This window comes from Prevotella marseillensis (assembly GCF_900625065.1).
GTDB classification, from domain to species: domain Bacteria; phylum Bacteroidota; class Bacteroidia; order Bacteroidales; family Bacteroidaceae; genus Prevotella; species Prevotella rara.
This window is the reverse complement of record NZ_UYXY01000001.1, coordinates 22,107-36,205: the sequence shown is the minus strand read 5'-3', so window position 1 is coordinate 36,205 and position 14,099 is coordinate 22,107. Positions and strand designations below refer to the sequence as shown.

The window sequence follows — 14,099 nt, the reverse complement described above, 5'->3', positions numbered from 1 at the left end:
ATTCAGCACGTTGATGAAACTTATTCTTTACCACAGAATGTTTAACTGGCTGATTTTCACGTCTTACAAGAGGGGTCTTTTTCAGCGAGCAGGATGTAATCATCTGTCTTTCAGCCAGTTCCATCTCTCCGCCCAATCTTCAAGTATTTCATGGCGCTGCTTTCTTATCAGTCCGGCTCCTTGCCACGGACCTTCAAAATACTCTTTATCGTCACGGTCTGTGAACCAGTTGCCGCCAACGGCATAGTCATCCTTACAACGCTTGCCCGGCCACATTCTGTCAACAACGAATGTGCCATGTTGTCCGTCAAGTTCTTTTATACCAGAACTCACAGTGTAACTAAGCACTGCAGGAGCCTTTGGCGAATATCTCACGGCATAAAGCCCGTTGCCCAAATAATATCCGGGCCAAGTCTGACGGTCGATAGTTGCGGTGAAGCATGCTGAATCCTGATCAATGTCGAGTTCAGACCCCTTCATACGCAGCTCAATCACAGAATAAACCGGCACGGTGTCGTTAAGCGTCGTTGCACGCTCAAACACCCTGCGCGACGTATATGCTGTGCGTCTGAAACTTCCTCCCCAGCATTTTTCCTTCTCCGGGTCGTCAGGATTGCCGTCCATCATATACAGCAGCGAAGGCGTGTCGCCCATCTTTACCCTACCTTTATAATAGTTTATAAAGTCGGCACCCATGTGCCCTGCCCCGCTCATCACGCGTTCATAATAACGGCTGTCGGCCTCTCCGTCCCTTTTGCCGTCGGCTATCAGTCCGCGGTATGTGGCATTATTTTCTATCATCCACACATCCGGAAAATTTTCTGCTATATAGGCATAGCTGTTTACGCCCCACTTTTTGTTTGGTCCACCTATATAATATATCCTTATTTTGTCCTTTATGTCGGGCGCATCGTGCAAGGCCTGAGCCACATCCTCGAGCGTTCCCCACACAAGTATCCACAGCGGGCGGTCGCTCTGCCGGCGCGCCTGTCTCACTATCCATTCTGAACCTTCCGTAGGCTCATCGTAGCCTTTGAAAGGCGCCAGCCCGCGCCTTCCCTGCTTGCAGATACGGCGCAGCGAGTCGGGCGGCATAAGTCCGGCAACATGTTTCTTCAGTCTATCATAGTCTTTCTCATATATGCCGATCATGCGCCTTATTTCGTCTGCCGAGCCGTTGCCAAACGAAGGCGACGAGACAAGTCCTTCTATGTCAAACATGTCGTTATACATAAGCAGGTGAATCATCGACTGGTTGTCGTCAGGGTCGGTGCCTCCAATATCGCTGCTCACGATAATCCTCGGCCTCTCCGGTCTCGGCTTTTGAGCATGCGCAAAAATAGAAAACATCGACAATAGTAATAGTAAGACTGTTATATTATGTTTCTTCATTTCCTTGGCTAATAATCATCTGCAAAGATAGTGAAAGGCGAGAGAAATACAAAAAGAAGCTTGCTTATTTTTTATTGCTGAGCCGCATCCTATCTTATTAAAAATGAGAAACACACGAAGAAAGCCATGGAAAAACCAACTTAGCCCTAAATCATTAGGATTAAGACCGAATCCTGATATATTAAACGGATTGCCACTTGCTATTTTTCCTGCATAACAATATAATAAGGAATAAGGATTCATTTAAACACATATACGGAATAACGACAGGTTTAGGTTTAAATTATCAGACAAAAACAGCCTTATCACTTCTTTAAAAGAATCTGATAAGGCTGTTTTTAATTTATAATTATTATTATCTATGTTCACATTTGAACACGACACAGTTTATTCTCATTATTCCTCTAAATATATATTTGTACGTATGCCGTCAGCATCCCTCTCAAATATCAGGCGGTTGCTCCTTAGCGTCTTGCCGTCTATGGTGACTTCCGTATACTCGCCGGAAGCCTTCCTCTGATATGAGATAAGGTTTGTGTCGTCTATATCTTCGCTATATTCGCTCTCACCCTCGCTGGCAAAATAAGACGAACATTCTACAGGACCTTTAGGGGTTTCCCACATTATATTCACATCATCGTCAAACCATAATGCCCCGTCTATTTTTCTTTTTATCTTTACAGACATGCCGTCATGCGTAAGACCTGTATAACGGATATACGGTTTCTTGTCATATACTACCGTAAAAGGAACAACGCCAAGGCACACCCAGCCTACATTTACTGAAAGTTCAAAGTAGCCACGGGCTATGAAGTTCTCTGTGTCAAACTCTTTGAAATAATTTTTCCATATACTGATATGTTCGTCTATCTTGCCCGGTGAGACTATATTTACATATTCACCGCTATGATCTCCCACCAATCTAAAATTCAGCTCAAATCCAGATTCCGAAAGATAGTCAGGAACAGAGAGATTGCCAGACAGATTGACTTTAAGCGCGCCATCTACGACAGGCTCGTTGACAACCACAAAATTATCCATCACGATCTCGCCTCCATAAAAAATCTTCAAATTGTCAGGACCGTCTTTTTCAAAGCGCACAAGATGAGGAGGTATGTATTCGCCGCGCTCCACCTTATCCTTTTCCTGCTCTGACACCATGAAAGCACGGACATAATAGGCTTTGCTCTCCATATTCTCCGGAACATCCACCCAAACATAACCGTCCTCTGGCTCCGCCGGCACCAGGTTAGTCTTACATTCGTAGTTACCCAACGCCACATCAGGCGAGCTGCCGAAAACCAGACCGCAGTATACTTTGTTATCCATCTCCTCTCCATAACGGCCTGAGCCATAGCCGCGGTTGAACGTTTTATTGTTTACAGGATCTAATGCTATTCCTATTTTATTGCTGTATGTTGTACGCTCATGTTTATAATGCAGCAACAGCCCTTTGCCGAAAAGGTCGTCACGCAAGTCTTGGTTCCACGCTTCGTAATAATATACAACTTCACAGAAGTTTTTGATGTCCGCGTCATCGTCAGGCGCAGAAGATGTGTTATATTCGCCTCTATCAACGGCTGCAAACAAGTCGTTGATGTTCGTCTTTACAGGCATGGGCAGCAAAGACACTGTCTTATAAACGGCTTTAAGGTTTTCGGTCATTTTCTCAAAAGGATTTCCCGAAGTTGGTTCTTGCACATTGAAGTCGAAAGACTCATGCATCCAAGAATCTCCTAAATAAGAGACGTTCAGAGTGTTGTCACGAACAAAGAAATAATACCACACTGAGTTGATGCACGCTTCTCTGACACGGCATTTGTCGTCAAAAACAAATACGGCATCATAACTGTCCATGTCGGTCATCTGCATGACATACCCTCCGTTGACAATATCTGGAGAGCACTGCATCCGCAAGTCATTGTCCAAGGCTACAGCCCATTTCCAACCTTGACGAAGCATCTCTTCGTCATCAACTTCAACAACCACAGGACCTTGTTCCTCTTCGCTGTCAGTACAGCCTGACAGAACGTTCATAACCAATAGTACGATTGGCAGAATGTAATAGATTTTCTTCATAGTTTTTGTTTTGTCACAGTTTTCATTCTCATTATACACTTATGCTGTCTGAAACAGCTGACATCATTCTCAACACCAGATTTACGAGTTTTATCCCCCTGTTCTACACTCCAGGCAAATATCTCTGCTAAATGTCTGTTTAGCTTGGAGTTTTTGCAAAAATATACAAAAATTAATAAATAGACAAACAATTAAAGGGGATTTATTTATTAAAAACAAATGACAGACAAAAACATCTCCGAAAATTGTAAGCAAAACATCAGAAAATAATTACACTTACGAAACGCCGACATCACAAAAAAAGAAATACATTAAGCAAAAATAAGCCGTTTGCTTTCGGACTGAAACCGATAGAGTTACGATGCAAAAGTGGCTGAGTTTTGATACGAAAGTGGGCCGTTTACGATACGCAAACAGCCCACTTATTTTATGTTTTTCAGCATGCTGTCAACAGCAATGCATTATTGATGCAGACGGAGACAGACACGCTGAAAGGTCTATTGATGTCACCAAACGTTCCATCTTACTCCTGCCATAACCCACAAGCCGGGCTGAGGCACGTTGCCATAGTCGACATAGGTGGCGTCAAACAGGTTGTTGGCCTCCACATAGACGCTGTAGCGAGACTTGTCCCACGACAGACGTGCGTCTACAAGCGAATAGGGCTTATAAGTGACAGACACACCCTGCGGGTCGGTGTATGACCCTACGCGATACTGATAGCGGTAGTTGACATTGAGGTTAAGGGCGCTCACTATGTGCAGGCCGAGACCTGCCACGAGCTTATGCCTTAGATACTCGAGGGCATAAAGCGACTGCACGCCCGGCTCCTTGTCCTGACTCTGGTCGATGTAGCTGTAGGACACATTTAACGTGCGCAGCACATCCTGACGTGGCAGCAGACTGGCGAAGCGGAACTTCAGCGAAGCCTCGAAGCCCGTTGAGTTAATCTCGGCATGATTAACCGATGTCCACACGGCATCCTCTCCGAGCGAGGTGTCCATTATCCAGTCGATCATGTTTGTTCCGTGATGATGATAAACCGACAGCGTACCGGTTATTCCTTCTGAAACATACCTGACGCCTCCCTCAACGGCACTCATCTCCTCGGGCTTCAGATATTTGTCAGCCTTGTGTCCGTCTACCGAATAATAAAGTTCGGTGAACGACGGCATGCGCAACGACATGTTGTAAGATGCAAACACCTTCCAGTTCTGCCCTATCCTGTAGCTGACGTCAACGCCTGGATAAATCTTGAACGGCATCTCGTTCCATGTGTTCTTAACGGCCGTAAAGCCGGCGGAAAGGGTGAAACGTTTAAGTATGACGTTGTGTTCAAGATAAAAACTGAGGTTGCTTCGGTTAAGACCGTAGGCATAGTTGCGGTCGGTGCCGTGGATGTGTATCGGGTTGTCGAGCGGCTCGCCGAGGTTTCCGCTCACAAGGTCTTCGTTGCGGAATTCGGCTCCGAAGGCTGTGCGCCCCAAAATCCAGTCGAACCAGCTGTTGAGGTTAAGTCCGAACACATCGGTGCGGTTATAGTTGAAGGGCGACTTGTCGGGCGCTCCTCTGTAAAACTCATAACGGTCTTGAAAACGGTTCCAGTAAATAGACGGTCGGAAGTGGAACTTGCCTCCTTTCGTCTCGGCCTGAACGGCCGTGAAATATTTTGTGGTATGCTCATACTGCTCGTCGGACAGAAGACTGTAGAACGTATTGCTGCCCCATCCCTTGTCGCTAACTCCGGCGTGCCATCCTATCGTGAGGTGGTCGTCATCATAACGTCCCTGATAGAATGCCCTCGCGCCTTCATAGTCGGCATTGAGACATCCGCTCTTGCTTCGCAGCCAGCCGTCGCTGCGCGTATAGCCCGCGCTCAGCTGATTGTTCCACTTGTCTTGCTTCAGATTAACACGTCCTCCGGCAGCCAGATAGCCAAACGAGCCTCCTTCGGCATGAACATCGGCACTGCTTTTTGCTCCGAGCTTTGTAACAATGTTGATTACGCCCACAAGCGACGATGTTCCGTAGGCTCTTCCGGCAGGTCCCTCAAGCACTTCAATCCGCTCAATCTCGCTTATATCCACGGGCAGGTCTAAGGCGTTGTGCCCAGTCTGCGGGTCGCAGATGTTTATGCCGTTAAGCAAGACGGCGATGTGCTCGCTGGTACCTCCGCGTATGCTGATGTCGGTCTGTGCCCCGATAGGGCCTCGCTGCCTGACATCCACGCCTGCAGCATACTTGAGCAAGTCGTTAACACTTTGCACAGGGGCAGCGGCAATCTCGTCGCGCCCGAGTACGTTTACAATTCTCGCCGCATGGCCTCCTGTCAGCGGCGCGCGCGAAGCCGTAACGTCCACCTCGTCGAGCATCACGGTCTCACCGGTCGTCTGCATAGTGCTGTCCACCTTCTCTACCCTGGTGCTTATGCCGTCTGCCTTGGCATAGGTAAGAGTGGCAACACTAAGCGTGCCGATAAGCACCTCTCTGCCCAGGCAAGAAAAGAGCGAATAGCCCTTGTTGCCGAAACGAGAGAACTTAAAGCTTTCACGCTTGTTGAAAATTGTTTTGTACATAAAATTTGATATAATTAAAAAAATTAACGTTTCGCCTACGCGAAACGTCCGCAAAGATAGTGAAAGGCGAGAGTAATACAAAATAAAACTTGTTTTATTTTTATTACCGAGCCGCATCCTGTCTTATCTAAAGATAGCGAAAGGTGAGTGAAAAGGCAAATAAAAAACGTAGTTTTTATTTTTGACTTTTCCGAATCGCATCCAGCCTTGTCTAAAGACAGCGAAAGGTGAGAGCAATACAAAATAAAATAAGTTTTATTTTTATTGCCGAACCGCATCCTGTCTTATCTAAAGATAAAGAAAGGTGAGTGCGATACAAAATAAAAACTTGCTTTATTTTTATTGCCAAGCCGCAAACTGCCCTTTGATAAAACAGCAAAAAATAAGTTCACCCGTTAAGTGAACTTATATACTTTTCAGAATAAATAAGCAAAAGACGCCGTGAATGTTCTGTTTTTGCAGTCTGTGCCTGTCTTATTAACATTCTTCATTCCCCAATCATATCCAACGGAAAGCTGAACATGGCGGGCTATTTCTGCTCCGGCACGGAAGCCCAATCCCCAGTCGAAACGGTCTAAGACTTTGTCACTGAACAAATTGTCTGATGCATTTTTCGTCGTAGAAGTGCCCTTGCCATCTGTAACAGTCATTGTTGATTTGCCAAACAGACCGGTGTTAAAATATGGTCCGGCATTAACAAACAGGCTTACATTACGCCCAACGGAAAACTTATATCCAATATGAACCGGAATATTCAAATAATAAGGACTGAACTTATAATCAAAAGTGTTATTATTAGTTGTTTCATCTAACCGGGAAATGTTATATCCGCTGTAATAATAACTTGGTGACTTCCATCCATAAGAAGACAGCATCAGTCCAAAGTCCAAATAAAGTCCTTTTGTAACCTGCGGAAGGCCAAGTTCACCCTTCAGGCCGGCATGAAAACCCGACTGAGCATTATAACCACTCGGAGAACTGAGATTATAACCTGCCGTTGCTCCCACTCTGAAATCTTGCGCTTTTACCATCATACTAAATGACAAAAATAAAAGCGATGTGAATAAAATCTTCTTCATACTAAAATATGTATTAAGATAATTAATTTATCATTTAACACGCAAGGCAGGAAATACCCCTATTCTGTAATGTTAAAATATCATTAGTTTGCCGTTAACCTGTTTTCTGCTTTTCAGGAACTAAAGAATAAGGATATATATACATACGAAAAAAGAGGAGAACGCCTACGCATTCTCCTCTTTGGATTTATCTTAAATAAGATTATTATTCAACAACGATTGGCTTATACTTCGGAACCAGGGCCTTCATTATAACCCAAGCCAGCAGATAAGCAACGGCGCAGATGCAGAATACAATCATATATGCACCCGGTTTGCCTTCCATACCAAGGAACGAGAAGGCTGAACCCATGCCCTCAGCATAAGTGAACAGCTCACCTGCACCGAGGTTGATAAGCAGTGAACCGATACCACCGGCCATTGCGCCTATACCTGTAATGGTTGCGATAGTTGATTTGGGGAACATATCACCGATTGTAGAGAACAGGTTGGCAGACCAAGCCTGATGACCTGCACCGGCAAGACCGATGATGATTGCGGGGAACCATGCAGAATTTGCACCAAGCGGCTGAGCGAACAGCGCGAACAGCGGGAAGAATGCAAAGATAAGCATAGCGCGCATACGGCCTGCATAAGGACCCATGCCCTTCTTCTCAACAAACAGTTTAGGCAGGTAACCGCCGTAGATTGACAATATGGTAACAATGAGATAAAGCACAAAGATAAGAGCCATACCCATTGTTGAAGAAGACTCATAACCGAACTGGTCTGAGAAATAAGCCGGAGCCCAGAACAGATAGAACCACCAAACACCGTCGGTGAAGAACTTACCTACTACGAACGACCATGTCTGCTTATACTTGAAGCACTGCATGAACGGAATAGTCTTTTCCTCTTTAGCCTCAGCTGAAGCAGGCTCCTCTTTTTCGTCCTGATTGATATATATAAGCTCTGCCTTGTTTACTCTCTTAGAGTTTTCAGGTTTCTCATAAAGATGTGCCCAAAAGAACATCCACACGAAACCTATCGCACCGATGATGATGAACGCCATCTCCCAACCGAAATGCTTGGCAAGGACAGGGATTGTAAGCGGAGCAGCCAAAGCGCCGACAGACGCACCTGAATTAAAGATTGAAGTTGCAAAGGCGCGGTCTTTCTTAGGGAAGTATTCAGCCGTAACCTTGATGGCTGCGGGGAAGTTTCCTGCTTCACCGAGAGCAAGGATGGCACGGCAAACGAGGAAGAGCCATACGCTGAGCGTTGCAATGGCAACGGCCATTGTGCTTCCTGCCTCAACGGCACGGAGAGCTTCTATTGAGTCGAGGCCCTCAACCTCCATAGTAACCCAGCCGCATCCTGCGTGCATACATGCACCGAGCGACCATATAAAGATAGCCCAAAGATATCCTTTCTTTATGCCCATCCAGTCGACAAACTTACCTGCAAACAGACAAGCCACAGCATAAAAGACAGAGAAGAAACCGGTAATCATGCCATAATGAGCATCATTCCAGTGGAACTCGGGTGCTATAAAGTCTTTCCACGTAAGCGACAGCACCTGACGGTCAAGATAATTGACTGTCGTAGCGCAGAAAAGCAAAGCACAAATTACCCAACGGAAGTTGGTCATTTTAGTAGTTTGAATAGGATTCATTTTTATTTGATTAATAGTATTTTGTTTCAAGCAATAGTTTGTGCAAAGGTAACACTTTTTTTCTTAACCGATACAGCCGTATTTGTTAAAATAGTATAAACACCATAAACAAGAAAAGCTGTTTACTTACCATTATGTGATTAAATAAATTAAAATTTATCAACAACAATTCACTTTCTTGTCCATTTTACAGACTTCTTTTCATTTCCATACATTAATGTAAAAACATAAAACCCTTTTTCTAAATTTGACACGTCAATAAATCCAGATAACGCACTTAAATTTCCCATCTTTTGGACGGAATTTTCTGTTAAAGAAGCAATACTATAACTAACAGGACATTTTAAAACATTATCTTTAGAAATAATTTCATAATACAGCATGCCATTATTTTCTCTAACATTTATCTTAAATGCATCATTTAACAACACCGCATGAGTTAAATCAACTTTGAATGGCTCACCTATTGTTTCTCCATTTTTATTTAAATATGTAAGTTTGAACGTTGATGGATAGTCTTTATTCATGAAAGCAGTAAAGTATCCAGAAGATGGATTAACATAGTAAATATATGGAATAGGGTAATCAGAATCTGTTTGTTCCACTAAAACTTCCGTACAACCTTCCGTATTTTTAAAACCTATTTCTACATCTATAAACTCATTGGATTCAAAATTTGTACTTGCAAAACTTCTTCTTTGAAAAGAATCAAAACTTAAATCACTAATCTTGAACGAATTTATGGACGCGTCAGGAATTTGTGGCAGATAATCTGCAAGCATATATTTTACATATGTATTTTTACCCCATCCAGAACCAGGATTACTAACTGTTATATTTTTCAAACGCAAATATCCATCACTTGTTCTCGCATAATTCTGATTATCTAACAATTCTGAAATATCATTATATTTTTGCCATGAACCATCCTTTAACAGAATGTAATTTCCAGCTTCACCTACTTCTTTTCTTCTATCCATATATGTATCAATATCTTCATCTTGATTATCAAATAATATTTCTTCTTTTGACGGTTGCAAAGTTATCGGTTTTTGATATGGAATGACATTATCTGTAGAAGCCTCTTCAAAATAAGTTCCATTATCTCCAACGGTAACTGAACGATCCCACCCACAAAAACTAAAAAACACTTGTAATCCACTGCCAATATACCTTACAGCAGAACCACGAGATATAACATCAGGCTGCATAATAATTGTCTCGTTGTTATTTGGATCTTTTTCGAAAAAATTTAAGGAATACTTATTATCAAAAGTAGTAGGACTATAAAGATTCCACTTCCCTTCTGGGGCATCAGACATTAAGCTACTTTTTTCTATATATGCATTACCAGATGTTGCAAACTTATAGTTATAGTCAACATCTCCTGTAAGAATACTAGACGTGTATTGATTATTTGGATTAAGTTTATTCAAAGTACTGCCAGAAGGATAAGCTTTCAAAGTAAATCCAATAGCTCTACATATAGCTTGTAAAGCCACGGTTACAAAATCATATTTATTTGAATTCACCTCTTTTGCATTAATATTATAATCAAAAGGTTGACTAGAAGAAAAAGTTATCAATGCATCTCTTGAATCACGCATATATTCCAACGTTCTCAGATGTTCAAGTCCTCCGTATCCTAATCCATATGTCATAGCCCATCTTTTGGTATATATTTTATCATAATTATCAAGGTCTCCACTATGTTCAGACTCTACTATTGCGAGACATTGTGGATTAGCTAATTTTGCGAACTTTACTGTTATATTCAAAGGATAAGTGGTAGGAATATTTTCTTCCCACAATCTACATGCATACTCAAATGCTCCTTTCATTGTTGATGATATTCCACTTCCTTCATAATTAACATTTATAATTGTTCCACCATATATTTTACGAAAGCCTGGCTTCTCTAATAATGTTACAACATCTTCATCTGATGAATAAATTCCATTTGAAACGTTCTGTGCATTACTTGATAACGTAACTAAACACATTAATGACAAAAATTTTATTCTCATATAAACATTCTCCTTCTATTTTATTAATATTTTCTTTAATATTTTACTTCCATTATTTTTGGTAAATGATAAAATATAAAAACCTCTAGTTAAATATTTTTTGATTGAATAAATCTTACCTTCTTTATGAAAAACTATTTCACCAAACATATTTATGACGGAAATATTATTTATTGGTACAGAACTATGTATGTCCAATAAACTTCCTTGTATTACCACTGTAGGTTCGTTTTGTGTTTCAGTCTTAATAATAGTAGGTAATATATCTGAATACACTTTGTTACTTATAGACATTCCATATCCATTATGAGCATGGAATCTAAATCCACATAAAAAAACGCCCCCTTTAGCTTCTATTAACAGAGGAAATTTATCTGTACCATTAATCGCTATCAAATATGGAGGAACATCTAAATCATCTACTTCAATACATCCATATTCAAAAGAGCTTGTAAATATTTCTAGCGTCACTACGGGATAAGTATTGGAATAAGCATCTGACTCCTCGCGCTGATTAACAATTTTTATTTCAGGAGTTTGCGGAATAACATCCATTTTTATTTCTCTCACACACTTTTGACCATCAATAACACAAGTTAAGATTCCATTCTGTTGCACATCAGACGTTTCTGCACTCTCGTTTACAAAATAAAATCCGAAAAATGGAGCTCTAACACAAAGTTCTATTTCCTTATGAATATTCGTACCAATAGTTGCAAATTTCTCATATCCATATTTGTTTTTAAAAGAAATAGTCCATTTTACTTCACGGTTAGTTAAATCTACTACTTTTTCTTTTTCATCTATTATAAAAAATCTACAAGAATCACCATCCCTTAAAGTTGGCACATCATTTATACATTTACCATTTATTTCTGTTGCAATGTATATTCTTTTGTTATTTGATGCATTTAAAGGGAAAGATGAAATGACTATTATTAATAGAACAATTATTATCTTAATATTATTTTTCTGCATTTCCATGGAGATGTTACATTTTTTAGTATATATGTACCCTTATTTAAATTACATGGTCGTTTGTTCTTTCCAACCAAAACACCTTGTACTGTATATACATCAAATAAATCCTCTGTATTCGTTAGTAATAAAGCATTCGTTTCCTGTACATTATCTTTTTCTTGCATACGAATTAATTGAGGATCTATGGTTATATAATTTGTAGTTGTCCCATATATATTAGTCAAATTAATATATAAATATGTATTCCCTATTTTCAATGCATTTGGCACATGAATTGTCTGTTTTTCCTGATCATCCAATGTCAATGTGCATAAAGTACCATAATCACTTGACACAATAATATCTCCACCAGTTGCACCACGTGAAGATATCGTAATATCAAAACTATAATAATCAGAATTTATCGATTGTTGCATATTTGAAATATTGTAGTTTACAAATTGCGGACGTGCATCAAGCGTCAATGGATAAGTATAAGATTTTCCATTAACATTAAAAACAATACGAGCTTGCAGGCACATAAACTCATCCATATAAGACAATCCCTCATCATCAGGTGTCATAATAAAAGATGTTCCTTGCCCATATTTTTTGTCTACATATGTGTGAGTATTATTATCGTATATCTGATAAATCCAATCACCTTTAGAACTGATACCAAAAGCATTTTCTGCATAAAATGTATGTTCTGAATATAAGCTTCCATATCCAAGAACATCTGTTGTATTCCCAACAATATGAATATCATGAGGATATACATTCCACCCTATAGCCGACATTACATCAAGTGTCTCATCATTTATAGGCAACAACATACTGCGGTCACCATAAGGATAATTCATTATGTTTTCTCTATCAAGTGAAAAATAATTTCCACTACGATATGGTATATATTCAGTTTCAACAGAAAATAATTTATAGGCAGATTGCGCAGTTTTCAAAAAGATAGGTTCTTTTAAAAAATCACTTATACTTGTTGGTGTGCCCCTCACAGACAAACTACCCAATGTCTTTTGCCCATTACTGACAAGATTATCAAAAGGTGAAGCCAATCTACGAACAGCAAATCCTAAACCGCCCGCTCTTTGTACAATACTTGTACCGAATCCCAACACATGAGCAATATGTCTGAGTAAAGCTGTTTGAAGATTATCACGCCCCCATTGCGTACCATCGTTCTCCCACGATGTTTTCCAATTTGTTAAAGCATTTATCGTTATTGTATCATACGTATTAGCTTCTTCTTTATTTCTCATTTGAGCAAAAAGACTTAACGGAAAAGCATTTCTACCATCACTTGCATAAGCAACCGTAGTTTTTATTTCTAACGACGGATCAAAATCTTCGTTTGCATTCATTGTAAAATGTATTGGTACATCAATACATAATCTATCTTCCCATGCATCAAGAACCATACGCATACTACGTTTAACACCTTCAGTCATGAAAAAGTTATCAATATACTTCACATTAAATTTTCCCTGCCTTGACTTAAGAAATGCTATTTGAGCATCTTCATTATATGATATCACATTCTTATCATAGAAAGGCGTAGCAGCACTATCGACATAAACAACAGTCCCGATTTCTGAATTTTGGCAAATTACAGTAATAGGACATATGGTAACCAAAAGTAATATTAAAACTATATTTTTCATAAAAATTGCATTTTTCAACCTAATTTAATAAATTGTGTTCATCCGATATTGGAATCTATTCGCATTATTGATATAGAATATGATAAATACAACAATATTTCGAGCCAATCGATATATCATCTATATAATATCATCATTTCTATTTTCATTGAGAATATATAAATAATCAGACAACAAGCGTCTACTTGCAACGCTAGCCAATATTTTTCCAAATTAAATTTTATCTTAAAATCGTCATAACAAACGTTACTTAGATTTTTGATACAAAAATATACTTTATTTTTTACATATGGTTAAACTTAAGCTAATTTAACAAAAAAAACAAAGAAAATATTATAATAACATAATATGCAATATAAAAACATCTAAAAAGTTGCAAATATAAAAATATTTACATAGCCTCATAGATAATAATCAAAAAGCAACATTCAAATTTCTCCTTGCATGACATATGCAGATTTAAGAGGTACTCAATGTATTCTAAATAAGTTATACAAATATTTACTTCTAATCTGAAAACATACATCGTATTTCATACAAACACCATAGCAACTGTTCATGCAAATGACAAAAATAAAATTTTAACCGTTCTCATCCTATTCTACACCATGCGCCACAGCAATATCAAGTTTTTCTATCTAGTCATTCATAAA

The 14,099-nt window shown here is 39.8% G+C and carries 8 protein-coding genes; all 8 read right to left on the bottom strand.

The window, feature by feature from the left end; all coding sequences use genetic code 11:
* Positions 1–99 precede the first annotated feature (99 nt).
* Positions 100–1,293, bottom strand: a complete 1,194-nt coding sequence (locus EJL04_RS00170) for a nucleoside hydrolase-like domain-containing protein (protein ID WP_241209920.1) — start codon at positions 1,291–1,293, stop codon at positions 100–102.
* A 495-nt stretch (positions 1,294–1,788) separates the two neighbouring features.
* Positions 1,789–3,471 carry a hypothetical protein gene (locus tag EJL04_RS00165; protein ID WP_125103795.1) on the bottom strand — a complete coding sequence of 561 codons (1,683 nt, stop codon included), beginning with the start codon at positions 3,469–3,471 and terminating at the stop codon, positions 1,789–1,791.
* Positions 3,472–3,977: 506 nt separating this feature from the next.
* Positions 3,978–6,047, bottom strand: a complete 2,070-nt coding sequence (locus EJL04_RS00160; RefSeq protein WP_125103794.1) for a TonB-dependent receptor plug domain-containing protein — start codon at positions 6,045–6,047, stop codon at positions 3,978–3,980.
* Between the two features lie 416 nt (positions 6,048–6,463).
* Positions 6,464–7,126, bottom strand: a complete 663-nt coding sequence (locus EJL04_RS00155; protein WP_125103793.1) for a porin family protein — start codon at positions 7,124–7,126, stop codon at positions 6,464–6,466.
* Between the two features lie 205 nt (positions 7,127–7,331).
* Entirely contained in the window at positions 7,332–8,780 is a 1,449-nt protein-coding gene (locus EJL04_RS00150; protein ID WP_053397418.1) for an MFS transporter, read from the bottom strand.
* A gap of 170 nt (positions 8,781–8,950) precedes the next feature.
* On the bottom strand, positions 8,951–10,807 hold the full coding sequence (locus tag EJL04_RS00145; protein WP_125103792.1) for a hypothetical protein: 1,857 nt from the start codon (positions 10,805–10,807) through the stop codon (positions 8,951–8,953).
* Between the two features lie 15 nt (positions 10,808–10,822).
* A complete protein-coding gene (locus EJL04_RS00140; RefSeq protein ID WP_125103791.1) occupies positions 10,823–11,791 on the bottom strand; it encodes a hypothetical protein in 969 nt (322 codons plus the stop codon).
* On the bottom strand, positions 11,761–13,446 hold the full coding sequence (locus EJL04_RS00135; RefSeq protein ID WP_125103790.1) for a hypothetical protein: 1,686 nt from the start codon (positions 13,444–13,446) through the stop codon (positions 11,761–11,763). The genes EJL04_RS00140 and EJL04_RS00135 overlap by 31 nt, the downstream gene beginning before the upstream one ends.
* Between the last annotated feature and the right edge of the window lie 653 nt (positions 13,447–14,099).